The sequence below is a fragment of the Mycobacteriales bacterium genome (assembly GCA_035550055.1).
GTDB lineage: Bacteria > Actinomycetota > Actinomycetes > JAFAQI01 > JAFAQI01 > DASZTV01.
Window position 1 is genome coordinate 98,881 of sequence record DASZRO010000005.1, and the last position, 23,487, is coordinate 122,367.

27 protein-coding genes are annotated in these 23,487 nt (G+C 70.9%); 11 read left to right on the forward strand and 16 right to left on the reverse strand.

Annotated features, from left to right (window positions below):
* Position 1: 1 nt before the first annotated feature.
* Entirely contained in the window at positions 2–778 is a 777-nt protein-coding gene (locus VG899_00805) for a hypothetical protein (protein HWA64892.1), read from the forward strand.
* Between the two features lie 23 nt (positions 779–801).
* Here VG899_00805 and VG899_00810 read toward each other — a convergent pair whose 3' ends face one another.
* From VG899_00810 to VG899_00820, 3 genes are all read right to left on the reverse strand, one after another.
* Entirely contained in the window at positions 802–963 is a 162-nt protein-coding gene (locus VG899_00810; GenBank protein ID HWA64893.1) for a hypothetical protein, read from the reverse strand.
* Positions 964–1,100: 137 nt separating this feature from the next.
* On the reverse strand, positions 1,101–1,781 hold the full coding sequence (locus tag VG899_00815) for a response regulator transcription factor (GenBank protein HWA64894.1): 681 nt from the start codon (positions 1,779–1,781) through the stop codon (positions 1,101–1,103).
* Positions 1,778–2,995, reverse strand: coding sequence for a sensor histidine kinase (locus tag VG899_00820; protein ID HWA64895.1), 1,218 nt, complete (start codon positions 2,993–2,995; stop codon positions 1,778–1,780). The genes VG899_00815 and VG899_00820 overlap by 4 nt, the downstream gene beginning before the upstream one ends.
* 117 nt (positions 2,996–3,112) lie before the next feature.
* On the opposite strand from VG899_00820, the gene VG899_00825 reads away from it, so the two are divergent.
* Genes VG899_00825 through VG899_00845 form a run of 5 tightly spaced genes read left to right on the forward strand, consistent with a single transcriptional unit; the run spans position 3,113 to position 6,742 of the window.
* The gene (locus VG899_00825) at positions 3,113–3,733 is read left to right on the forward strand and encodes a hypothetical protein (protein ID HWA64896.1); all 621 of its coding nucleotides are present in this window, start codon (positions 3,113–3,115) and stop codon (positions 3,731–3,733) included.
* A gap of 40 nt (positions 3,734–3,773) precedes the next feature.
* Positions 3,774–4,664 (forward strand): hypothetical protein, encoded by an 891-nt coding sequence (locus VG899_00830; protein HWA64897.1) that lies wholly within the window; start codon positions 3,774–3,776, stop codon positions 4,662–4,664.
* 9 nt (positions 4,665–4,673) lie between these two features.
* The gene (locus VG899_00835; GenBank protein ID HWA64898.1) at positions 4,674–5,741 is read left to right on the forward strand and encodes a lysylphosphatidylglycerol synthase transmembrane domain-containing protein; all 1,068 of its coding nucleotides are present in this window, start codon (positions 4,674–4,676) and stop codon (positions 5,739–5,741) included.
* Positions 5,742–5,780: 39 nt separating this feature from the next.
* Entirely contained in the window at positions 5,781–6,542 is a 762-nt protein-coding gene (locus VG899_00840; GenBank protein ID HWA64899.1) for an FTR1 family protein, read from the forward strand.
* Positions 6,539–6,742 carry a hypothetical protein gene (locus VG899_00845; GenBank protein ID HWA64900.1) on the forward strand — a complete coding sequence of 68 codons (204 nt, stop codon included), beginning with the start codon at positions 6,539–6,541 and terminating at the stop codon, positions 6,740–6,742. Before VG899_00840 ends, VG899_00845 begins: the two co-directional genes overlap by 4 nt.
* Positions 6,743–6,766: 24 nt before the next feature.
* Here VG899_00845 and VG899_00850 read toward each other — a convergent pair whose 3' ends face one another.
* Together VG899_00850 and VG899_00855 are read right to left on the reverse strand one after the other, a co-directional pair.
* Complete coding sequence (locus tag VG899_00850) at positions 6,767–7,168, reverse strand: DUF427 domain-containing protein (protein ID HWA64901.1); 402 nt, start codon at positions 7,166–7,168, stop codon at positions 6,767–6,769.
* A 100-nt stretch (positions 7,169–7,268) separates the two neighbouring features.
* The gene (locus VG899_00855; protein ID HWA64902.1) at positions 7,269–8,150 is read right to left on the reverse strand and encodes a type IV toxin-antitoxin system AbiEi family antitoxin; all 882 of its coding nucleotides are present in this window, start codon (positions 8,148–8,150) and stop codon (positions 7,269–7,271) included.
* 141 nt (positions 8,151–8,291) lie between these two features.
* Between VG899_00855 and VG899_00860 the strand changes: the two genes are divergently transcribed.
* From VG899_00860 to VG899_00875, 4 genes are all read left to right on the forward strand, one after another.
* Positions 8,292–9,527, forward strand: a complete 1,236-nt coding sequence (locus VG899_00860; protein ID HWA64903.1) for a lipase family protein — start codon at positions 8,292–8,294, stop codon at positions 9,525–9,527.
* Positions 9,528–9,571: 44 nt separating this feature from the next.
* Positions 9,572–10,720, forward strand: coding sequence for an NDMA-dependent alcohol dehydrogenase (locus VG899_00865; GenBank protein HWA64904.1), 1,149 nt, complete (start codon positions 9,572–9,574; stop codon positions 10,718–10,720).
* Positions 10,721–10,800: 80 nt separating this feature from the next.
* Positions 10,801–12,960: an acyl-CoA dehydrogenase gene (locus tag VG899_00870; protein ID HWA64905.1), complete on the forward strand. Its 2,160-nt coding sequence runs from the start codon at positions 10,801–10,803 to the stop codon at positions 12,958–12,960.
* A 43-nt stretch (positions 12,961–13,003) separates the two neighbouring features.
* Positions 13,004–13,762 carry an SDR family NAD(P)-dependent oxidoreductase gene (locus tag VG899_00875; GenBank protein ID HWA64906.1) on the forward strand — a complete coding sequence of 253 codons (759 nt, stop codon included), beginning with the start codon at positions 13,004–13,006 and terminating at the stop codon, positions 13,760–13,762.
* Between the two features lie 68 nt (positions 13,763–13,830).
* On the opposite strand, the gene VG899_00880 is transcribed toward VG899_00875, so the two are convergent.
* The 8 genes from VG899_00880 to mftA are packed head-to-tail and all read right to left on the reverse strand — an operon-like array spanning position 13,831 to position 19,688.
* Positions 13,831–14,058 (reverse strand): ribbon-helix-helix domain-containing protein, encoded by a 228-nt coding sequence (locus VG899_00880; protein HWA64907.1) that lies wholly within the window; start codon positions 14,056–14,058, stop codon positions 13,831–13,833.
* A 36-nt stretch (positions 14,059–14,094) separates the two neighbouring features.
* Positions 14,095–15,282 carry a pre-mycofactocin synthase MftD gene (gene mftD, locus VG899_00885; GenBank protein ID HWA64908.1) on the reverse strand — a complete coding sequence of 396 codons (1,188 nt, stop codon included), beginning with the start codon at positions 15,280–15,282 and terminating at the stop codon, positions 14,095–14,097.
* Positions 15,279–16,679 (reverse strand): mycofactocin biosynthesis glycosyltransferase MftF, encoded by a 1,401-nt coding sequence (gene mftF / locus VG899_00890; protein HWA64909.1) that lies wholly within the window; start codon positions 16,677–16,679, stop codon positions 15,279–15,281. Before mftF ends, mftD begins: the two co-directional genes overlap by 4 nt.
* On the reverse strand, positions 16,676–17,479 hold the full coding sequence (locus VG899_00895; GenBank protein HWA64910.1) for a mycofactocin-coupled SDR family oxidoreductase: 804 nt from the start codon (positions 17,477–17,479) through the stop codon (positions 16,676–16,678). The genes mftF and VG899_00895 overlap by 4 nt, the downstream gene beginning before the upstream one ends.
* Positions 17,467–18,138 (reverse strand): mycofactocin biosynthesis peptidyl-dipeptidase MftE, encoded by a 672-nt coding sequence (mftE, locus tag VG899_00900; GenBank protein HWA64911.1) that lies wholly within the window; start codon positions 18,136–18,138, stop codon positions 17,467–17,469. The genes VG899_00895 and mftE overlap by 13 nt, the downstream gene beginning before the upstream one ends.
* Before the next feature lie 2 nt (positions 18,139–18,140).
* Positions 18,141–19,283 carry a mycofactocin radical SAM maturase gene (gene mftC / locus VG899_00905; GenBank protein HWA64912.1) on the reverse strand — a complete coding sequence of 381 codons (1,143 nt, stop codon included), beginning with the start codon at positions 19,281–19,283 and terminating at the stop codon, positions 18,141–18,143.
* A 2-nt stretch (positions 19,284–19,285) separates the two neighbouring features.
* On the reverse strand, positions 19,286–19,570 hold the full coding sequence (gene mftB / locus VG899_00910; protein ID HWA64913.1) for a mycofactocin biosynthesis chaperone MftB: 285 nt from the start codon (positions 19,568–19,570) through the stop codon (positions 19,286–19,288).
* Entirely contained in the window at positions 19,560–19,688 is a 129-nt protein-coding gene (mftA, locus tag VG899_00915) for a mycofactocin precursor MftA (GenBank protein ID HWA64914.1), read from the reverse strand. The genes mftB and mftA overlap by 11 nt, the downstream gene beginning before the upstream one ends.
* Before the next feature lie 62 nt (positions 19,689–19,750).
* Here mftA and mftR point away from each other — a divergent pair, with 62 nt between their 5' ends.
* The gene (gene mftR, locus VG899_00920; GenBank protein HWA64915.1) at positions 19,751–20,335 is read left to right on the forward strand and encodes a mycofactocin system transcriptional regulator; all 585 of its coding nucleotides are present in this window, start codon (positions 19,751–19,753) and stop codon (positions 20,333–20,335) included.
* Between the two features lie 106 nt (positions 20,336–20,441).
* Here the strand turns inward: mftR and lepB are convergent, their stop codons facing one another.
* From lepB to VG899_00935, 3 genes are read right to left on the reverse strand one after another with little or no spacing between them, the layout of a single operon-like run.
* Complete coding sequence (gene lepB / locus VG899_00925) at positions 20,442–21,263, reverse strand: signal peptidase I (GenBank protein ID HWA64916.1); 822 nt, start codon at positions 21,261–21,263, stop codon at positions 20,442–20,444.
* Positions 21,264–21,296: 33 nt separating this feature from the next.
* Positions 21,297–22,316, reverse strand: a complete 1,020-nt coding sequence (locus VG899_00930) for an acyl-CoA dehydrogenase family protein (GenBank protein HWA64917.1) — start codon at positions 22,314–22,316, stop codon at positions 21,297–21,299.
* Positions 22,317–22,318: 2 nt separating this feature from the next.
* Positions 22,319–23,470, reverse strand: coding sequence for an acyl-CoA dehydrogenase family protein (locus VG899_00935; protein HWA64918.1), 1,152 nt, complete (start codon positions 23,468–23,470; stop codon positions 22,319–22,321).
* Positions 23,471–23,487: the final 17 nt, after the last annotated feature.

The window sequence follows — 23,487 nt, forward strand, 5'->3', positions numbered from 1 at the left end:
CGTGCTCACGTTGTGGTCGACGATCCTGCGGGTCATCGCGGCGGCTCTGATCGGCGGTGTGGTCGGGTCGGGGCCCGGCGTACCGACACTCGCCCGCGTGCCGTCAGGAGGCCCGGTCAGCGGGGCCGTCGGGCGCGACGTCGGTGACGCCTCGTGCGCGTCGACGCTCGGGACGAACGCCGCCTTCGGAGTCATCGCGACCACGGCGGGCCGGCCGTACTACGCCTCGCCCTGCCTGGCCGCCGAGTACGCCTGGGCGAGCAGCCTGGCCTACCGCCCCGAGTACTACATGAACCTCGCCGACCCGGGTCACCGCAGCTCGCACTGGAACCTCGGCGGACCGAAGACCTGCCTGCCTCACGCGAAGTACAACGTCGGCTGCGCCTACGACTACGGGTTCGAGGCGGCCGCGAACGCCTGGGACTACGTACGGTCGATCGGCGCCTCAGGGGCGGGCCGGTGGTGGCTCGACGTCGAGGTCGACAACACCTGGGGGTACGGCGCGAAGGGGGTGGCCGCCAACATCGCGGTGATCAGGGGCGCGCTGCGTGCACTTCGTTCGAAGCCACACGTCGCGGTCGGCATCTACACCGAGACGGTGTGGTGGTGGGAGATCACCGGTGACACCCGGTCGTTCTCGACGATCCCCGTGTGGGGCGGCGGAGCCGGCAGCCGCGCTCACGCCAGCGAGAACTGCCTGGCGCACTCCATCACCGGGGGCCGGGCACTGCTGGCGCAGTGGATCAGCCGCGGCGTCGACCACGACCTGGTGTGCTGAGCACGCCACCCCTCGCGGCAGTGCTACTTGCTGACCCCACAACGGCGGCAACGCGACCGGCGCATGAAGCGGGACATCCAGTCGTGACCCGGACCGGTGATGCAGGCGATCACCGCCGCGGCCCGGACGTCGTCCTCGGTGCGCATCCGCCACATCGGGCCGTCCACCTGATGCGCGTCGCTCAAGCGAATCGCTGACTCACGCACCGCCCCGAACCTCCTCCTGCGTGGCCGTTTGGCCCAGCCAATAGGGGGGAAGAGCCCCATCATCTCCAGCGCGGGAGCCGGGCGGCAAATGTAAGCCGAAAAACGTCCCCGGCGCGTCACCCCTCCTGCATCCCCGGCAACACCAGCCTCTGCTCGTACGCCAGCACCACCGCTTGCACCCGGTCGCGCAGGCCGAGCTTGGCGAGGATCCGCGTCACGTGCGTCTTGACGGTCTTCTCCGACAGCACGAGCAGATCCGCGATCTCCGCGTTGGACAGGCCACGCGCGAGCGCGAGCAGTACCTCTCCCTCGCGATCGGTCAGCTTCGCCAGCAACGGGTGGACCATCGGCCCCCCATCCGCGCCAGCCGGCAACGACGGGGCGTAGCGGTCCAACAGCTGGCGCGTGACGCGCGGCGAGACGACCGCGTCCCCGGACGCCACTGCCCGGATCGCCTCCACCAGCTGGTCCGGCGGGACGTCCTTGAGCAGGAAGCCGCTCGCCCCGGCGCGCAACGCGGTGAAGGCGTACTCGTCGAGGTCGAACGTCGTGAGGATCAGGACCCGACTGCCCGGCACCTCGGCGACGATCCGGCGGGTGCCTTCGATCCCGTCCGTCCCCGGCATGCGGACGTCCATCAAGACGACGTCCGGCTCGAGCTCCGCCGCCGCCGTCGCGGCCGCGCTGCCGTCGCTGGCCTCGCCGACGACGCGTATGTCGTCCGTGGCGTGCAGGATCATCCGGAACCCGGTCCGCATCAGCGGCTGGTCGTCGGCAATCAGGACCCGGATCGTCACGGCGCCGTGGCCGGCAGCGGAAGCCACGCCGACACCCGCCAGCCCCGGCCGGGCAGCGGACCCGCCTCGATCCCGCCGCCGAAGATCGCGACGCGTTCCGACATCCCGACCAGGCCGTGACCGGCGCCGCCGGTGGGCTCACTGCCCCTGCCGTCGTCACACACCTCGACCCGCAGCAGGCCGGCCGTCCACTCGAGCGCGACGTCGACCCGGGTGGCCTCCCTCGCATGCTTGAGCGCGTTGGTCAGGCTCTCCTGCACGATCCGGTACGCCGCAGCGTCCTCGGTCGGCGGCAGCGGGCGCGGGTCGCCCGCCGTACTGATGTCGGCCGACAGCCCGACCGCGCGGACCTGGTCGATGAGACCACCGATCTCGGCCAGGCCGGGCTGCGGCGCCAACGGCGCGTCGTCGCTGTCGTCGCGCAGCACGCCGAGCAGGCGCCGCATCTCGGACAGCGCCTGCCGGCCCACCTCGGAGGCTTGCCGCATCGCCTCGGTCGCCTCCGCCGGATCGCTCTGGTTGGTCAGCGCCGCGCCATCCGAGAGCGCGACCACGACCGACAGGCTGTGCGCGACGATGTCGTGCATCTCGCGGGCGATCCGGGTGCGCTCCGCGATGACCGCGAGGCGCGCCTGCTGATCGCGTTCCCGCTCCAGCTGCGCCGCGCGGTCCACGACCGCGTCGAGGTGAGCGACGTGGCTACGCCACGCCACCCCGCCGAACAGGGCCGCCGTCACCAGGCCGGTAAGGAAGATCAAGGAGCCAGCGAGACCGTCGCTGGCGGGCACGAACCGGGTCGAGGCCAACACGACACCGACCTCGAGGATCGCGGAGGCGGCCAGGGCCTCCCGCCGGCTGCGTCGAGCGGCAACCGTGTAGAGCGCGACGAGCAGACTGACGTCCGCCGCGAGCGGCACGTGCGCGAGCCACTGCACGAACGCGAGCGCGCTCAGCACCAGGAAGACGGAGTTCGGCGCCCGCCGGCGCGCCAGCAGCGGCACGATCAGCAGCTGGTCGAGCACCCACACCCACCAGCGGTTCTCGTCGCCGTCGAAGAGCGGGATCGCGCTGGCGAGGTCGATGATGAGGACCTCGGCGAGGTTGCTCAGCAGCGGGTGCCGGGCGGCGAAGCGCAGCACGAGGGCGAGCGGCGCCCACATCTCATCCAGCGGCCAGGCGCGCTCGATCGACGCCTGATCGTCCTTCCCCGCCACGCATCAACGGTAGGCATTGCGGGCCAGCGGCGAATGAGACCTGCGATGTAGGCGGCGTGCTCCAGATACGCCGGGAGGCCGACGACGATCCGCCCGGTCGGTCCCTAGCGTCACAACGTGGACGCGAACCCGGCGGGCAACGCGCGGCTGACCGCCTGGACCGGCTTGCTGATTCTCGGCCTGGTGGCGCTGCAGGGCGTCACGCTGCTGGCCCTGGGCAGCCTGATCAGCGTCCACCTGTTCGTCGGCGGCGTCCTCGTGCCGCTGGTGCTGTTGAAGCTCGCGACCACCGGGTGGCGCATGACGCGCTTCTACCGCGGCTGCCACCCGTACGTCTCGGCAGGGAAGCCACCCCTGGCGCTTCGGCTCCTGGCGCCGCTCGTCATCGTCAGCAGTCTCGCGCTGCTCGGGACCGGCCTGGCCCTTGCCTTCATCGGCCGCGGGGCGCACCAGCCTTTCACGGCGGTCGCGGGTTTCGGCATCAGCCCGCTCACCCTTCACCAGATCGCCGCCATCGCCTGGATCTCGCTGGCCGGGCCGCACCTGCTCGCGCGGGTGCTTCCGGCGTTGCGCCACGTGAGCCGCGTCGGCGGCCGTCAGCACGTGCCCGGTGGAGCCCTTCGCCTCGCCGTCATCGGGCTCACCGCGGGGATCGCTGTCACCACAGGTTTTCTTGTGCTTCACGTAGGCGTCGACTGGACCGCCCATTCGACTGCTGCACTGGGGGCTGGCAAGTGAGGCCGACCCGACGCAGCGACCACCGAGAGGAATCGCACTGATGCGCCGCCGCCTGACCCACGCCCTGTCCGCCGTGTTCGAAGGCGACGCGCCGGCACCGCTCGCCGTGAAGGTCCCGCAGATCACAGTGCTGTTCTGGGTGATCAAGGTGACGAGCACCGCGATGGGTGAGGCCCTCGCCGACTGGCTCGACGGCGGCAACGGCCTGGTCTGGCCGGCGCTGGGGGCCATCGCCTCGCTGGCGGCGCTGATCGTCGCGCTGCGCATCCAGTTCCGCACCAGGGCCTACCAGACGGCGGCGTACTGGTTCGCGATCGCGATGGTCGCCACGTTCGGCACGATGGGGGCCGACTCGCTGCACCAGTTCCTGGGGATCCCCTACGGCTACACGACGGCGTTCTACGCGGTCGTGCTGGCGCTGGTGTTCTGGCGGTGGTGGGTGAACGAGCACACCCTGTCGATCCACACGATCGACAGCCGGCGGCGGGAGCGCTTCTACTGGGCGACGGTGCTCGCCACCTTCGCGCTCGGCACCGCCACCGGCGACTGGACCGCGACCGATCTCAAGCTCGGGTTCTTCTCCTCCGGCCTGATGTTCCTCGGCGTGATCGCGATTCCCGCCATCGCCTACCGGTTCGGCGCGAACCCGATCTTCACGTTCTGGTCCGCGTACGTGATCACCCGCCCGCTCGGCGCCTCGTTCGCCGACTGGGCCGACTATCCCAAGAGCGCCGGCGGGCTGGGTTTCGGCACCTGGCCGGTCTGGATGGTGCTCGCCGTCGTGATGACGACGCTGGTTGCCGTCCTCGCCCGCCGCGAACGCGACGCGGTCACGAGCCGGCCACACCACGCCCATCCGCACGCGCCGCATCCGCACCTGCCGCATCCACACCTTCCGGGTGTGGCGGCGGTCGAGACCGCCACCGACTAGGCAGGGCCGATGCGCAGCCGACCGATCCGCACCGCCGCCCAGCTCGCCGCGCTCGCGGTCGCGGTCTGGCTCCTGGTGGTGCCTCAGCTGCGCGGCTCCGCCGGATCGCTACGGCAGCTGCTCGACGTCGACAACTCCTGGCTGCCGGTCGCGCTGTGCGCCGAGCTCGGGTCGCTCGCGGCGTACACCTTCGCCACCCGCACGATGCTCGCGCGCTCGGTCCGGCCGGCGTACCCGAAGATCGTGTGCGTCGACCTCAGCGCGATCGCGTTGGGCCACTGTGTGCCCGACGGCGGGGCCGCGGGCACGGCGCTGGCCTGGCGGATGCTCGTCGACGAGGGAGTGCCCGGCGGCGACGCCGCGTTCACCAAGTTCGCCCAAGGACTCGCCTCGGCCGTGACGCTCTACACGCTGCTTCTCGGCGGGCTCGTCGCGGGCGGAGTGGTCAGCGGTTTCACACCGTGGAGCGTTCCGCTGATCAGCCTCGCCGCAACGCTGGTCACCGCCATGTTCCTGGCCTGCGTCGCGATCCGCCGACCAGGAGCACGACGCCGGCTCGACCGCGGCGTACGACGCCTGCCCTGGCTGGGAGCTGCGGTCGCGGACCGGGCCGGCAGCTTCTACGGCGCGCACCTGGAAGCACCGGTGCGCAACGCCACCCGCGAGCCTCGACGGCTGCTGTCGGTAGCGGGCTGGTCGGCGGCGAACTGGTCGCTCGACGCGCTGGCGCTGTGGGCTTCGCTGCGGGCCTGCGGCGCCCACGTCGGCTTGGAGGCACTCGCCGTCGCCTTCGGCATCGCGTGCTTCGGCACCTGGCTGCCGATCACGCCGAGCGGGCTGGGCCTCAGCGAGGGGCTGATGATCCCGGCGATGATCGCGGGCGGATCTTCGCGGGTGGCCGTCGCGCTCGGGGTGCTGACGTGGCGCGCGATCGCGTACTGGATGCCGATCCCGCTCGGCGCCACGGCCTACGCCACGCATCAGATCGGCCGACGGGTGCGCCGTCGCCGGCTCGAGGCGCTGCCGCCGCTTCGACCTGCCATCGACCTGCCGGCGTTCGCCGACATCGCGGCGTGAGCCGCGCCGCAAGGTGCGCCGCGCGGTAGACAGGTCCTCGTGAACCCGGCGCCCCTGTTCGGCTCGGTCTTCCTGGCGACGTCGGTCGAGGCAGTCGAGGCGACCACCATCGTGCTGGCCGCCGGCGTGGCACGCGACTGGCGGTCCTCGCTGACCGGAGCCGGGGTCGCGGTGGCAGGGCTCGCGGCGACGATCGCGGCGCTCGGTCCGGCGGTCTCGCGCATCCCGCTGAGCGGGCTGCGCCTGTTCGTCGGCACCGCGCTGCTCCTGTTCGGCGTGCAGTGGCTGCGCAAGGCGATCCTGCGAGCGGGCGGCTTCATGGACCTGCACGACGAGGCGGCGATCTACGAGCGGGAGCTCGCCACCGCCTCGACGCTGTCGACGACGGCCCGTTGGGGAATCGAGGACTGGGCGGCGTTCACGTTGTCCTTCAAAGGCGTCCTGCTCGAAGGCCTCGAGATCGTCGTCATCGTGCTGACCTTCGGCGCGAACGACCACGACACACCCCTCGCCGGAGTCTCGGCAGCGGTGGCCGTCGCGGTCGTCGCGGCGACCGGAGCGGCGGTGCGAGGCCCGCTGACCCGGGTGCCCGAGAACACGATGAAGTTCGCCGTTGGCGTGATGCTCACGAGCTTCGGGCTGTTCTGGGCCACCGAAGGCGCACACGGATCATGGCCGGGCGGCGACGCCGCCGTGCTGGTCATGGTCCCCCTGGTGCTGGCGGTGTCGGCGGTCGCGGTCGCTGCCCTGCGATCGCTGCCGGCGTCCGCCTCCCGCCGTACCGCTGGAGCGACCGGTTGAGGCGGCTGCGTGCGTTCGGCGCCGCGGTCGTGGAGTTCGTCGCTGGCGACGACGTGCCGCTGGCGCTGGGCATCGTCGTCACCATCGCCGTCACCTACCTGCTCGGCCACGCGGGCAAAGCCACATGGTGGCTTCCGCCGGTCGCGCTCGTCGCGCTCGGGGCGCTGAGCATCTGGCGCGCGGTCCGCTCGAAGCGCTAGCGCTGCGGCCCGCGGCTAGGTCAGCTAGGACGGGTAGCCCACCACCGCCGGCGTCGCGACACCGATCTCGACGCTGAGCCGGTCCTGGTAGAACGCGACGTAACCGGCGATCAACGCCACCTGCGGGTACGGGTCGCGATAGGCCCAGGCGACCGGCTCGTCGCCGTCGGTCAGCCGCCAGTACGACGCCTGCCCCTTGTAGGGGCACCGGGAGGTGTCGTCGGTCGCCGTGAGCTGCGTGAAGTCCACGTCGGCGTCCGGGATGTAGAACACGACGCCGTGGTCCTGCTCGTCGACCAGCAGCGGTTCGGTCGTGCGTGCGATGACCCGATCGCCCGAGCGCACGGTCACGAGGTTTCGACGGCGGAGCAGGTCGACGCGGTAGTCGGGACGGGCGAGGAAACCCGACGGCTCAGAAGGCGGCACAGCTACTGCCTATCAGGTCCTACCAGTGCCGCCGCGACCAGTCGCGAATCAACCGGTCGACCGAACCCAACTGGTTGATCTGTGACCGTTTGGGCACTCGTCAGGGCCGCCAGCCCGCGGCCACGAGAGCCTCGCCGACCTGTCTGATCAACTGGCGCCAGTCGGCAGCTGCGTGGATCGATGTGTAGCGGCGATGCCACCAGCCCAGGTCTCGGATTCGTTCCTGCCGCTCCAGGTCGTAGCGCCATCGCTCGCGGTGAACCTCGCCGTCGTAGTCGAGTCCGACCTTCCACCGCTCATAGCCGTGGTCGAGGCGAGCGACGCGGAACCCGTCGTCATCGAAGAGGTCGACCTGTGCGCGCGGTCGAGGCAACCCAGCCTGCACGAGAGCCATCCGCTGCTTCGTCTCCATCACGGACTCACTCAGCGGCTCGGCGTACAGCAGCGCCTCGCGCGCATACCGGACGCCACGCCAGCCCGAACGACCCGCCACATATGCCTCGAGCTCAGGCAGTGCGCATCCACCGCGATTGCACATGGCGTCCACTCCGACGACCGCATCGACGAGACGGCGCTGCCGCGCAAGGTCGAACGCCACGCGCACCGGCGAAAGACATGCGATCCCGCGCACCGTCGTGACGTCGCCCGCTTCGAGTAGCGCCGCGCGAGCCCTGACGCCCACCCGTCGCACTTGGTCGTCCCGAGGTACGACGACCTCGACGCTGTCGTATCCGCAACGACGAACGTCCGCGCCATGCAGCAGCGCCGCCGTCGTTCCTGCGACGACGGCACCGGCCGGTAGCACGAGCGACACAGCCTGCGCCAAGACCTGTTGCGTGACAGTGAGTCGGGCGTCGACGTACACGCCGTGGAACAGTCGGCGGAACCGCGCCGCCTGAAGCTGACGCGCGGTCACGCCTTCCCGTCGCGCCATCGCCGAGGTGAAGGGCGCACGCGCCAGCGACTGCGGAATCTTGCGCACGGTAGGAAAGCCTGCGCTTCGATCGGCTTCGCCGCGACGGGACATCCACAACCAGCGAAAGGCGCGGGCGGGAGCGCTTCACCAAGTCAGAAAACGACGGTTCTCGGCCGCGGCACGGTTGATTCGTGCATGATCGCGGAGGTGAGCACGGGCCGGAAGGCGGTCGGCGTCTTCCTGGTCGTCGCGCTGGCGGTCTTCGGCCCCAGCGGCGCATCGGCGCAGGGCGCGCCGCCGGCCGACCTCGCGCCGGGCGCGGTCCTCGCGACCGAACCGGTTCACGTGTCCCTCGGACCGGCGGCGACGCCGGTCACCGCGACCCGGGTGACGTATCGAACGACCGACCAGCTCGGTCACCCCGAGGCCGACGTCACGACCGTCATCGCGCCGTCGCCGCTGTCCGGAGTGCTGCCGCGCATCGTCGGCTACCTGTCCTTCTACGACGGGCTCGGCGCGAAGTGCGACCCGAGCAACACGCTCACCGGCGGTGACGCCGGTCCCGCCACCGACAGCCAGGCCACCGAGGAAGAGCTGCTCATCGCCTTCTACGTCGCGAACGGCTGGATCGTCACCGTGCCCGACTTCGAAGGACCTCACCTGCACTGGATGGCGGGGCGCGAGTCCGGTCAGTCGACCCTCGACGCGATACGCGCGACCGAGTCGGTGCTCGGGCTCGGCACAACGACACAGGTCGCGCTCTCCGGCTACTCCGGCGGCGCCGTCGCCGCAGACTGGGCAAGCGAGCTCGCGCCGAGCTACGCCCCGGAGCTCACGCTGTCGGCGGTGGCCGAAGGCGGCATCCCGGTCGACTACGCGCACCTGTTCTCCTACGTCAGCGGCGACGCAGTGTTCGGCGCATCGATGCCGGGCATCCTGCTCGGCCTGGCGCGGGCGTACCACTATCCGTTGCAGCGCTACCTGTCGCCGTACGGCAAGAAGCTCGTGCACGCCGAAAGCGACACGTGCATCACCGAGGACTTCGGCCGCTACCCCGGGCTGACGATGGCCAAGCTGTTCCGGGCCCGCTACCGCGACCCGTTCGCCGTCCCTGGCCTCGCCCGGATCTTCAACGACCAGATCATGGGCCGCGCTCCGGGACATCCGCTGGTGCCGCTGCTGATGGGGATCGGCGACATCGACGGCTTCGGTGACGGCGTGATGCGCACCGCGGACGTGGAGACGCTCGCCCGCGAGTACTGCCGCGATGGGGTGGCGGTCGAGTTCCGGCGATACGGCGCCGGCCACGAGGCCGCGGGCATCTACTTCGACCCGCAGAGCGCCGCGTTCTTCCAGGGCCGGTTCAACGGCATTCCGTTCAAGGGCAACTGCGGGTCGATTCCGCCCGGAGACCCCCTTACGCCGCTTCCGGTCGAGCGTTAGGCTCGGCGAAGCGACCGGCTCATCGACAGAAAGAGGCCCGATCCATGGACGCCAGAGCAGCCGTTCTGTGGGACACCCACCAGCCGTGGCAGATCGAGGACATCACCCTCGACGACCCGGGCCCCAACGAGGTCGTGGTCGAGCTGGTAGCCAGCGGCCTGTGCCACTCCGACGAGCACCTCGTCACCGGTGACATGAAGATGCCCAAGGAGATGAACGAGCTCCTCGGCTTCCCGCAGTACCCGATCATCGGCGGTCACGAGGGCGCCGGCACGGTGCTCGAGGTGGGCAAGAACGTCCAGAGCGTGAAGCCCGGTGACAGCGTCGTGTTCTCCTTCATCCCGTCGTGCGGGCGCTGCCCGTCGTGCTCCACGGGCAAGCAGAGCCTGTGTGACCTCGGTCAGTACCTCATCGTCGGCCGCCAGATCGACGGGCTGGTCGCCCGTCACCACCTCGCGAAGGACGGCACCGACATCGGCACGATGTGTTGCCTCGGCACCTTCGCAACGCACACGATCGTCAACGAGGCCTCCTGCGTGAAGCTCGACGACGACATCCCGGTCGACAAGGCCGCGCTCGTCGGCTGCGGCGTCACGACCGGCTGGGGCTCCGCGGTCTACCGCGCCAACGTCCAGCCCGGCGAGACCGTCGTCATCGTCGGCATCGGCGGCATCGGGATCAACGCCATCCAGGGCGCCGCGATGGCCGGAGCGCGCCACATCGTGGCGGTCGACCCGGTGCAGTTCAAGCGCGACGAGGCGCTGAAGTTCGGCGCGACCCACACCGCCTCGAGCGTCGAGGAGGCCTTCGCGCTGGTCGGCGAGATCACGTGGGGCGCGATGGCGGAGAAGGCGATCATCACCACCGGCGTCGCCGAGGGCTCGATGATCGCCTCGGTGCTCTCGCTGGTGTCGAAGGGCGGCCGCTGCGTCGTCACCGCGGTTGCCTCGATCGAGGCGACGGACGTGACGATGAGCCTGTTCGAGCTGACCCTCATGCAGAAGGAGCTCGTCGGGTCGATCTTCGGCGGTTCGAACCCGCGTCGCGACATCCCGCGGCTACTGCGCCTGTACAAGGAGGGCAAGCTCAAGCTCGACGAGCTGATCACCAACGAGTACAAGCTCGACGACGTCAACCAGGGCTACCAGGACATGCGCGACGGCGTGAACCTGCGAGGCCTGATCCGCTACTGAGCTCCTCCCGTTCTGGCAAAGGCCAGTTACCTGCGCAGGCGCAGGTAACTGGCCTTTCTGCTGGCGCTAATGTTCTCGGCATGTCGATTGCCGTCACCGACGACCACCGCGCGCTCGCCGAGACCGCTGCGGACTTCCTGCGCAAGAGCGACGCGCGAGGCGCCGCCCGCGCCCTGCTGGAAGCGGACGCGGAACCGCTCCCGGCGTTCTGGTCCGAGCTCGCCGCTCTCGGCTGGCTCGGGCTGCACCTGCCGGAGGAGTACGGCGGAGCCGGCTACACCCTCGAAGAGCTCGTCGTCGTCGTCGAGGAGCTCGGCGCGGCGGTCACGCCCGGCCCGTTCGTGCCGACGGTGGTCGCCAGCGCCCTGATCGCCGCCGCAGGGGGCGGTGAGCTGACGCAGTCCCTGCTTCCCGGTCTCGCCGACGGGTCACGCACGGCGGCGATCGCGCTGTCGAGTGAGGTGACGGTCGACGACGACGGCAAAGCCTCCGGAACGGTCGCGGCGGTGCTCGCCGGCGGCACGCCCGGAGTGCTCCTGGTCAGCGCCGGCGAGGACGTTCTGGTGCTCGACGCGTCCGGCCCTGGCGTCTCGCTGGAGTTCCCGCGCAACCTCGACCCTTCCCGTCGCTCGGCGGTCGCCACGTTGGACGGCGCCGAGGCGACCGTGCTGCCCGGGGCCGCGAGGACGTTGCTCGAGCTGGCCCGCGTGATCCTGTCGGCAGAGGCGGTCGGCGTCGCGCGGACCTGCACCGAGCTCGGTGCGGAGTACGCCAAGGTGCGCGAGCAGTTCGGCCGTCCCATCGCGACATTCCAAGGCGTCAAGCACCACTGCGCGAACATGCTCGTCGCAACCGAGCTCGCCACCGCTGCGGTGTGGGACGCCGCGCGCGCGGCTGCCACTGGCGGCGACCAGGCGCGGATCGCTGCCGCAGCGGCGGCGACGCTGGCAGCACCGGCGGCGTACCTGTGCGCCAACCTCAGCATCCAGGTCCACGGCGGGATCGGGTTCACCTGGGAGCACGACCTGCATTTGTTCCTGCGCCGCGGCACCGCGATCGGGGCGTTCCTGTCCGCCGACGACGCGGCCGCCGACGCCGTCGCGCTGACTCGCGACGGCGTCAAGCGCGAGCGCACCATCGCGCTGCCACCGGAGGCGGAGCAGATCCGCGCCGACGTGCGAGCCGTCGCCGACTCGATCAAGGGCCTCGACACCAAAGAGCAGCTGGCGCGCCTCATCGAGACCGGCTACCTCATGCCGCACTGGCCCAAGCCGTGGGGCCTCGACGCCGGCGCGGTCGAGCAGATCGTCATCGAGCAGGAGTTCGGTGCAGCCAGGATCCAGCGACCGAACTACGGCATCACGGCGTGGGTCATCCTCACGTTGATCCAGCACGCCACCGAGGAGCAGGTCGCGCGCTGGGTCCCACCCGCGCTGCGCCAGGACCTGATCTGGTGCCAGCTGTTCAGTGAGCCGGGTGCCGGCTCGGATGCCGCCGGCGTACGCACGAAGGCCACTCGGGCGGAGGGCGGCTGGATCGTCAACGGGCAGAAGGTCTGGACGTCCGGCGCGCACCTGGCGGCGTTCGGTCTGGCGACCGTGCGCACCGATCCGGACGTGCCCAAGCACGACGGCATCACGACGATGGTGATCGACATGCACGCGCCGGGCGTCGAGGTCCGGCCGCTGCGGATGATCCCCGGCGAGTCGGAGTTCAACGAGGTCTTCTTCAACGACGTCTTCGTGCCCGACGCCGACGTCGTCGGGCCGATCAACGGCGGCTGGACCGTCGCTCGCGCCACGCTCGGCAACGAGAGTGTGAGCATCGGCGGCGGCACGGGCGCGATGACGTTCCCGGGCGAAGCGCTGATCCCCGCCTACGACGCGAAGCCCGACAAGCTGCCCGGCGGCACCCAGCGGATCGGCCGCTACATCGCCACCCAGACCGCGATGAGCCAGCTGAACCTGCGCAGCGCCAGCCGCGCGGTCGCCGGCGGCGGACCCGGCCCAGAAGGCGCCGTCACGAAGCTGGTGCTCTCCGAGCTCGGCCTCGACGCGGCCGGCATCCTCGGGGAGCTGTCCGGCCCGGATCTGCTGTTCATGGACGAGCCGCGGCGCATCCCGGCGTACATGGTGTTGATGCAGCGCGCGATGACCATCGCGGGCGGCACCTCCGAGATCAAGCGCAACCAGATCGCCGAGCGCATCCTCGGCCTGCCGCGCGACCCGCTCATCAAGTAACCAACCGAGCTCGATACGAAGTCGAAGGGGACGGGAAACACTCGTGGAGATCAGCGGCAAGAAGGCCGTCATCGTCGGTGGCGCGTCGGGCATGGCCCGCGCTTCGGCGGAGCAGCTCAAGGCGAAGGGCGCGTCCGTCGCGATCCTCGACCTGCCCACCTCAGCCGGCCAGGAAGTCGCCGACAGTCTCGGGGGCACCTTCCACGCGGTTGACGTGATGGACGAGAACAACGTCGAGCAGGCCCTCGCCGCCGCGCATGAGGCGCTCGGCGGCTTGCACATCTCGGTCAACACCGCAGGCGGTGGCATCGCCAAGCGCACGCTCGGCAAGGACGGTCCGCACCCGCTGGCGGACTTCCGTCACGTGATCGAGCTGAACCTGATCGCCACGTTCAACCTGAACCGGTTGCAGGCCCGGTACATGTCGACGAACGAGCCCGAGGACGGCGAGCGAGGGGTGATCATCAACACCGCGTCGATCGCGGCCTTCGAAGGCCAGATCGGCCAGGTCGCCTACGCCGCGGCCAAGTCGGGCATCGTCGGCATGACGTTCACCATGGCGCGCGACCTCGGCAGCCAGGGCATCCGGGTGACCGCCATCGCGCCGAGCCTGTTCTCGACCGGCATCACCGCGGGCATCCCCGACGAGTTCGCCGACGTGCTGACCAAGGACGCGGCGTTCCCGAAGCGGATGGGTCGACCCGAGGAGTACGGCCGGCTTGCCGTCGCGATCGTCGAGAACCCAATGCTCAACGCCGGGACGATCCGCCTCGACGCGGGGCAACGTTTCGCCCCCAAGTAGGACCGCCGCTCACGCGAGTGGGTTGTAGGTCGACAGGCCGGGAAAGCGCGCAAAGTCGGTGTCCGACGTCACGACGAGGCCTCGTCGAGCAGCGCGAGCACCTCGCCGACGTTGTGGACATTGACCTTCAGCCCGATGTCGCTTGCCCGATGCTGGTACGACTCGGTCGACGCCGGCCGCGTGAGCCCGGCCCGGACCAACCGGTTGACCGCCTCGCTGATGCCCTCGCCGGTCGAACGACGGATGTTGTCCAGCGCCGCCATCACGTCAGGGTCAAGGGCGATGGTGGTTCGCACGCACCGATCTGAACATCAGGATGCGCTCGCCGTTGCTCAGCGAGGGTTTGACGACCCGGCGGTGCGTGTGAAGCCGTCGGGCATGACCACGTCGTCACGGCTGAGGTCGCGCACCGACCGGTGGCCGAGGCCGAGTAGGGCGGAGTCGACACCGCCGCGCAGGATGTCGAGCACGTTCTCCACGCCGGCCTGCCCGTTGGCGGCGAGACCCCACAGGTAGGCGCGGCCGATCATCACCGCGCGGGCGCCGAGTGCCAGCGCCTTGACGACGTCGCTGCCGCGCCGTACCCCGCCGTCGAGGACGACCTCGACGTCCTTGCCGACGGCTTGCGCGATTGCCGGAAGCAGCCGGATGCTCGCCGGCGTGCTGTCCAGGTTGTTGCCGCCGTGGTTGGACACCGAGATGCCGGTGACGCCGGCGTCCACCGCGCGACGTGCGTCGTCCAGCCTCCCGACGCCCTTGAGCAGGAACTGCCCGCCCCATTCCCGGGCCAGCCAGGCGACGTCGTCCCAGGTGGGCAGCGGGGTCTGCATCCACTCGCCGTACGCGCCGAAGAACGTCGGTCCGGGCTCGCCCGGACGCTCGGCGAGGTTGGGCACACTGAGGTCCGGCAGCTTTCGTGCCTTCACGAACGACCACAGCCAGCGCGGATGGCGCAGCGACTCTGGACCGTGGCGCAGCGCGGTGCGGAAGTCGACCTTCTCCGGGATTGCCGGACTGCCCCAGTCACGGCCGTTGGAGAACGACCAGTCCAACGTCACGATCACCCCGACCGCGCCGGCGGACCGCGCCCGGTCGAGCCGCGCCAGCATCTGGTCCTTGGACCCCGACCAGTACATCTGGAAGAAGGTCTGCGGGTTGGCGGCGACAACCTCCTCGATCGGCTTGCTGGCGAACGAGCTCAGCCCCATCGCGGTCCCGCGTGCCGCCGCGGCGCGCGCCACCGCGACCTCGCCGTCGGGGTGGACCGCCTGAACCCCGGTCGGCGAGATCATCACCGGGAACGAGATCGGCTGCCCTTGCACCGTGGTGGACAGGTCACGTTCGGCCTGCAGGCCGGCGACGTGCGGCGCGAAGCCGAGCTCGGCGAAGGCCGCTTCGTTGTCGAACAGCGTCACGCCACGCTCGGAGCCGGCGACCAGTGCACCGTAGACCGACGGTGGCAGTCGCTTCTTCGCCCGGCGCTGAGCCTCCGCGACGGTCTCGAACCAGGTGTTGCTCATCGTGCGCCCCGCTCCCCTGCTCGTCGTGCCCTGACGACGCGCAACGGTGCCGCCGTCCGTTCCTCGAGGCATCCCGCGTAGACGCCGACGCCGTACGCCGCGTCGTCGGCGACGCGCCCGGCCACGTAGCGCCCGACTCCCACGCCCGGCCGGCTGGTGAACCAGTCGGCGACCGGAGCGGCAACGACGAGCGCAGCCAGCGCGGCGCGCTGCCGCGAGCCGGACCGCCACGCCGCGACGGCGATGAGCGGTACGCCGAACTGAGCGCAGTAGCGGCTCACCCCGCGCCAGGTGCCGGCGAGCGCGCTCGCCGCCTGCCCGGTCGCCGAGAGCTCTTTTGCGCCGGCGCGGGCCAGCGCCCGCCGCGTCGTTCGCAGCGTGACCGCCCCAGCCGCCGCTGCAACCACCGGACGGCCGGCGAGCGTCCCCGCGACGGCGGCGAGGGGCCACGGCGCGACGACCAGATGGCCGGCGACGTCCGGGTGTCGCTTGGCCAGCGGCGCGGCGGCGGTGCCGTAGCGGAAGCGGCGCGCCAACCGTCCCGCCCAGCCCGCGGGCTCGTCATGGGCGATTTCGACGGCCGGGTCGTAGCGGACCCGCCAGCCCGCCTCGTCGAGGCGCCACACCAGGTCCACGTCCTCGCCGTAACGCAGCGCCGAATCGAATCCGCCGATCGCCGCCAGCGCGGCGCGGCGCACCACGAGCGCCGCGGTGGGCACGAAACCCACCCGGCCGAGCGGGCGCACTCGCGCCTCCCGCGACCCGAGATCGTGCAGGCCGACCGCGTCGCGGTAGCGCCTCGACGTACCTCTGCTCGCCGGCAGGACGCGCGGCGCGACCGCACCGACAAGCGGGTCCGCGAAGTGCCCGGCGAGCCGGTCGAGCCACCCGGTGCTCGCGACGCAGTCGCTGTCGAGGAAGGCCACCAGATCGGTCTCGACACCCGCGATGCCGTCGTTGCGCGCGGCGGACGGGCCGCCGGCCGAGGCCCGCCGCACCAGCCGCGCGCCGTACTGGCCCGCGAGGTCGGCGATCAAGGCGGGATCGCTGGAGCCGTCGTCGACGACGACGCACGTCGCGCCTGCGAGGGATCGAAGGCAGCGCGCCAGCTGCTCGTGGCGGTCGCGTACCGGGACGACGACGGTGACGTCGCGCGTGCCCACGTGCGTGCCCGGACGAGGGTGGGCCAGGCCGGCGTCGGTGAGCCGTCTGGCGAGCTGGCCGGCGCTCGGCGAGCTGACGACCCCGCTACGGAGCTCGGCGAGGGCGAGCTGGCCCGACGCCGACAGCCGCAACAACCGCCGCGGCGTACCGCCGACCAGCCGGCCGCCGGCGAGCTCGTGGGTGTCGCGATCCAGCGCGACGCCGACCGACGCCGGGATCGGCGCGCTGCTCACAGGGCGAACCCGCCGTCGACCGGGATCACCGCGCCCGTGACGGCGCTGCTGGCGGTGCTCGCGAGGAACGCGATCACCGCGGCGACCTCCTCGGGCTCGATGAGCCGACGCAGCGGCTGCTGATTCGCGAACACCTCCACGTCGATGAGGTCGTAGAGCCGCGCGCTCTCGTCGAGCATGGCGGTCCGGGTCGATCCCGGACTCACCCCGTTGACCGTGATGCCGCGGGGTCCGAGCTCGCTGGCGAGCGAGCGGATCAACCCGGTCACCCCGGCCTTCGACGCGCAGTACGCCGCGAGCTTCTCGAGCCCTTCGGTCGCGGCCGCCGAGGCGACCGCCACGAAGCGGCCGGCGCGTGGCTCGGGTCGGCGCAACAACGCGGGAACCGCGACGCGAGCCAGGTTGAGCACGCCGCCCAGGTTGACCTCGATCAGCGCCCGCTCTGCCTCGATCGCCAGGTCGCGCTGCTCGACGCCGCCGGCGATCGCGCCGGCACAGGCGATCGCGGCGTCGAGCCCGCCGTACCGCTGCTCGGCGAACGCCACCGCGGCAGCCAGCGCAGTCGGGTCCCGGACGTCGGCGACGCAGGACGCAACCCGGTCGGCCGGGCCGGCGTCGACCACCGCGGCCAGATCTGCTGCGCGGGCCAGCTGATACGGCAGCCCGGCAATGTCCTCCGTGACGTCGACGGCGACGACCGACCATCCCGCGGCCAGCAGCGCGCGGGTGGTGGCGGCGCCGATTCCCCGGGCGGCGCCGGTGACGAGCGCGACGCGCGGGTCCGGGCTCACGAGCGCCACCGATCGACCTGCTCGACCAGGTCGGCGAGCGCCGCGTCGAGCAGCGCGTGACCGGCTGACGCCGTTGCACCCCGAGGGTCGCCGAGCACGCCGTTCGGGCTGACAGCGCGCACCCCGCCCGATCGCAGCGAGGGCAGCAACGCGGCGAGGTCTCGGGTGTCGCCCGGTTCGGCCCGCTCTCCCCGCACCGACTCGTGAGCGACGGCGAGCATGAGCGAGGTCTCGGTACGGCCGGCGTGCGCGTCGCCCTCCCATCGGGGGAAGAAGACGAGCAGGTCGTGGCCCTCATCGCGCATCCGGGCGACGGCCCTGGTCAACGCCTCCGCGTTCCCGCCGTGTCCGCAGACGAAGACGATCGCGTCGAAGGTCAGAGCGGCCGAGCGGACCAGTTCGACGATGACCGCTTCGAGCGTCGCCTGGCCGATCGACAGCGTTCCCGGGAAGCCGGCGTGCTCACCGCTCGAGCCGTAGGGCAGGGCGGGGGCGACGACGGCATCGACGCGGCGAGCGGCGAGCCGATCGCTGAGCGCAATCGCGATCTCGGTGTCGGTGCCGAACGGCAGGTGCGGGCCGTGTTGCTCGGTGGAACCGACCGGCACCACGAGCAGGCGACGCGAGGCGTCGAGCTCCGGCCAGGTCAGGTCGGCAAGGCGGTTCATCGTCAGCCGAGTGGGCTGGTGTCGCAGGCCCGATCAGGACGGCGACCGATCGAGATCGGCACCGGGCGAGAGTGGTCCGGCGACGGCCGCGGTGTGCTGCCCGCCACCACCGCAGCCAGCGGCAGCGCGCCGTGTCCCTTGACGCACTCGGGGTCAGGTCCGTCGAGGGGCAGGCCGGTGAAGAACTTCGCCGCCATGCAGCCGCCGCGACACGCGTCGTACGACGAGCACTTGGTGCACGCCCCGCCGGTCTGCGGGCTGCGCAGCTCACGGAACAGGTCGGAGCCGCGCCAGATGGCGGCGAACCCGCCGTCGTCGCGGATGTTGCCGGCGCGGAACTGCTCGTGGATGGCAAACGGGCAGGCGTAGACGTCGCCGACCGGATCCACCAGGCAGACGACGCGACCGGCGCCACAGAGGTTGAGCCCCGGCAGCGCCTCGCCGTACGCACTGAGGTGGAAGAACGAGTCGCCGGTCAGCACGCCTTCACCGTTGGCCACGAGCCAGTCGTAGAGCTCGCGCTGCTGCTCGGGCAGCGGGTGCAGCTCGTGCCAGGTGTCGGCGCCGCGGCCGGCCGGACGCAGCCGCGTGATCCGCAGCTGCGCGTCGTACCGGTCGGCGATCGCCTTGAAGGCGTCGAGCTGTCCGACGTTGTGCCGGGTCATCACGACCGAGATCTTGAAGCCACGCATGCCGGCGGCGTGGAGGTTGTCCATCGCCCGCATCGCGGTGGCGAACGAACCCGGGCCGCGCACCGCGTCGTTGACCTCCGCCGTTGCGCCATCGATGGAGATCTGTACGTCGACGTAGTCGCTGGCAGCCAACCGCCGGGCGATCGCCGGCGTGATCTTGATCCCGTTGGTCGAGAACTTCACGCCGACGTGATGCGCGGTGGCGTAGTCGACGAGCTCCCAGAAGTCACTGCGGACGGTCGGCTCGCCCCCGCCGATGTTGACGTAGAAGATCTGCATCTGCTCGAAGGTGTCGATCAGCGCCTTGCACTCCGCCGTACTCAGCTCCCGCGGATCGCGCCGCCCTGAGCTGGACAGGCAGTGCGTGCACGCGAGGTTGCAGGCGTAGGTCAGCTCCCACGTCAGGCAGATCGGCGCATCCAAGCCGAGCTCGAACTCGTCGAGCAGCGTCATCGTCACGCGCGCGACCGTTCACGGATCATGTCGGTCGAGGCAAGGCCGGCGAGCGCGCGTTCGTACGCCGGGCGCTGCTCGGCGCTCACCCCGGCCCCGGCCAGCGCGGCACGCGCGGTCTCGGCGGCGTCGAGGCGCTGGACCGCGTCGAGCAGGGTCGGCGTCTTCAGGAAGGACAGCCGACGGGTGCCGAAGTGGTAGAGCAGCGCGCCGAAGCGCTCCGGCCTGACGGCGACGCTGGGATGGAGCTCCCAGGCCGCGTCGAGGTCGAACGGCTTAGTAGACACCGCACATGCCGTCGATCGAGACGTCTTCGACGAGCACGTCCTCGGTGACGACCTGCTCCGCTGCGGAATCGGTCTCGACGGTCTCGTTGGCTGCGGTGTCGGTCGCGGTCGGCGTCATGGCTTCGCCCTCTCTTCGTCGGTGCCGGGACAATATCGGCACTCGGTGTCAGAATCAACCGCATGCCCGCCGGCCGGCCGAGCGCGACCAGTGCGCGAGAGCTCGAGCTGGTCGCCCTGGAGCTGTTCGCGACGCACGGCTACGCGCAGACCTCCGTGGAGCAGATCGCGGCGGGCGCGGGAGTCAGCAAACGAACGTTCTTCCGCTACTTCGAGTCCAAGACCGCGGTGTTGTGGCACGACTTCGACAACGAGGTCGACGCGTTGCGCGAGGCTTTCGCTCGGCTGCCCGCGAAGACGCCGCTCATGACGGCGATCCGCCAGGTCGTGATCAGCGTCAACCGCTACCGCGCCGAGGACGTGCCCGAGCTGCGCACCCGGATGCGGCTGATCGGATCGGACCCCGACCTGCAGGCGAGCGCCGCCGTGCACTACGACGCCTGGGAGCGCGCGGTCTGCGAGTTCGCGGCGCTCCGGCTGGGCTTGCCCCCGGACTCGCTGCAACCCCTCGCGGTCGGACGGGCGACGCTGGCCGCCTGCCGCGCGGCGTACGACGTGTGGCTGGCACGTGCCGACGCCGACTTGACGACGTACCTCGACGAGGCGCTGCGCGCCCTGTCGCGCGGCTTCCGCCCACCCCCCACCTAGCCCCCACGGTGTTCGAAGTAGCACACAACTACCCACCGGAACCGGACACCGCGGCAGAACTCGCGCAAAACGAAGCGCGTTGTGTGCTACTTCGTGCAGCGGGCGGCTAGTTGCGCGGGCGCCGGCGGCGCCGCCGCGGCACGAGCAGGGCGCCGGACAGCGCCGTCGCGGCTCCGGCGTCGAGGCCGGCCTGGTGGAAGGTCGACGGTACGCCGAGGTGCTTCCAGTCCGAGATCGGCCAGATCACGAACGACGCCTTGCCGACCACGTCGCTCACCGGCACCGTGCCGTTCACCCGCGAGTCGGAGGAGTCGTCGCGGTGGTCACCCATGACGAACAGCTGGCCTTTGGGGACCACCACGCTGCGCCCGTTGAACTCGTCCCCGCTGCACTCGTTGGACCCGGGGAACAGGTACGGCTCGTCGAGGGTGTGGCCGTTGACGGTGAGCTGGCCGCCGTAACAGGCGACGGTGTCGCCACCTACCCCGATGACGCGCTTGATGAAGTCGTTGTCGCTGCTCGACGGGGTCAATCCGATCCAAGTCCCGACGTCGCGGAACGCCCGCAGGATCGGGTTGCTCGACGACGTCGACGTCGTCTCCGGCGGCCAGCCGGGCGGACCTTTGAAGACAATGATCTCGCCGCGGTGCGGAGACCGGAAGTCGTAAATGAGCTTGTCGACCAGCACGCGGTCGAACGGGTGGCCTGGACTGGTCCCACAGTCGTTGCACGTCGGCGTGCCGCCCTGAAGCGTGTTCTCCATTGACGCCGACGGGATGTAGAACGCCTGGAAGAAGAAGGACTTGATCAGCAGCGCGAGGCCCAGCGCGATCACGACGAGGACCGGCAGCTCCTTCCAGAACGGACGGTGCTTGTCCGCCTTCTCAGGAGCAGGCGCTTCTTCCGCCTCGACGACCTCCTCGCTCACCCCGCCACGCTACGCGTCGGCGTGGTGGCGTTGTCACAGGTGGCTCTCAGGTTCGCCCTCCGGCGGATTCGCGCTCGCGAGGAGCGCGGCGCGTTGGCCGGCCTCACCGCCGTAGAGCTCACGCAACGCGTGCACCCGCTTCAAGTAGAGGTGCGCGTCGCACTCCCAGGTGACTCCGATGCCGCCGTAGATCTGGATCGCCTCGCGGATGTTGCCGAGTGCGGCTCGCTCGGCGACGACCCGCGCCGCAGCGACCTGGTACGCCGCATCGGGCGCCGATTCGGTGACGCTCAGCGCGGCGAAGGTCAGCTGAGAGTCGGCCAGGGCCGCGGCGACTGCCAAGTCGGCGCAACGATGCTTCACGGCCTGGAAGGAGCCGATCGGCGCGCCGAACTGCTCACGCGTCTTCGCGTACCCGACCGAGAGGTCGCGTGCGGCATCTGCGATCCCGGACAGCATCGCGCTGACCAGGACCGCCCCGCGACTCGCGACGGGATCGACGGCGCCGGTGACCGACACGCTCGCAGCGCCCGTCAGTCGTGCCGTCTCGCGCGGGGTCAGCTCGTCGAGACCGGCGACCGGCGCCCGCTCCTCAGCCGCGGCCGCGGGAAACAGCGCGACCTCATGGGCGTCGACGTGCAACAAGTAGTCGACGTCGCAGGCACCTACCAACCTGACCTCCGCGTCGCGCCCGATCGCGAGGCCCGCTCGACGCTCGCCGGACAGCAGCGCGGCGGCGAGGTCGACCGACCCGCCGATCGCGGCGGCCCGCGCGGCCAGGACGGTGGCGAGGAACGGGCCGGGTACGACGCGCCGACCGAGCTCCTTGAACAACAGCGCCTCGTCGACCAGGTCGAAGCCGGCCCCGCCGTACTCCTCCGCGAGACCCAGCCCGAACCACCCCGCGTCGGCGGCGGCGCGCCAGAGTGCATCGAGCGGCGCCTGGTCGCCGTCGAGCACCTTGCGCACCGCGGCGAGCGGCATCAGGTCGTCGAGCATCTCGGCGACCGAGGCAACGATCGAACGTTGGTCGTCCGACAGCAACAGATCCACGGCTACGACCTCGGCAGACCGAGCACGCGCTCGCCGATGATGTTGCGCTGGATGTCCGACGTCCCGCCGGCAATCGTCTCGGTGTAGGAGAACAGATAGTCCTCGTCCCACGTCGCGGTGGTGATGCCGGGCAGCTGAGACCCTGGACCGACGATCTCCAACGCGAGCCGCATCAGCCGCTGCCGCAGCTCGGTGTAGGCGAGCTTCACCAACGACCCTTCCGGACCCGGGACCGGCTGATCCGCGTTGCGCATCGCGTTGAGATAGGTCAGCGCCCGCAGCGCCGCGATCTCGGCCCGCGCCGTTACCAGCTGCTCGGCCAGCTCCGGACGGGCAGTCGCGGCGTCGGAGCGGGCAAGGTAGGACGCGAGCAGCGCGGCGATCGAGGCGAGCTGGACCTGGCCATGGGTGAACGCCGTACCCCGCTCGAACGACAGCGTCGACATCGCGACCCGCCACCCGTCGTTGACCGCACCGACGACGTTTCGCAACGGGATCCGTACGTCGTCGTAGAAGACCTCGCAGAAGTGGCTGAGCCCGTCGAGGGTCTTGATGGGCCGGATCGTGATGCCGGGTAGTCGCATGTCGCAGATCACCCAGGTCAGGCCGCGGTGCTTCGGCGCCGCCGGGTCGGTGCGGACCAGCAGCTCCTGGAAGTCCGCGAGGTCGGCGAAGCTGGTCCAGAGCTTCTGGCCGTTGACGACCAGGTCATCGCCGTCTACGACGGCGGTGGTGCGCAGCGAAGCGAGGTCGGATCCGGCCTGCGGCTCCGAGAACCCCTGGCACCACAGCACCTCACCGCGCAGGATCTTCGGCAGGTGGAACGCCCTCTGCTCGTCGGTGCCGTTGGCAATCAGCGTCGGCCCGGCGTGGTTGATGGCGACGAACCGCGAGTCGATGTCGGGCGCGCCGATGCGCGCGCACTCCTCCAACCAGATCAGCTGGTGGAGCAGCGGCAGGCCACGGCCCTGGTACTCCGTCGGCCAGGCGACGCCGGCCCAGCCTCCGGCCCACTGCCGGCGCTGCCACTCGAGGTCGAACTCGCGCATCGCCGGACCGTCGTTCGGGCGGGGCTCGCGCGGGTAGTTCGCCGTCACCCACTCGCGCGCGGCCTGCTGGAAGGCACGGTCATCCGGCGAGAGGGCGAGCTCCATGTCGGTTGAAAGGCGCA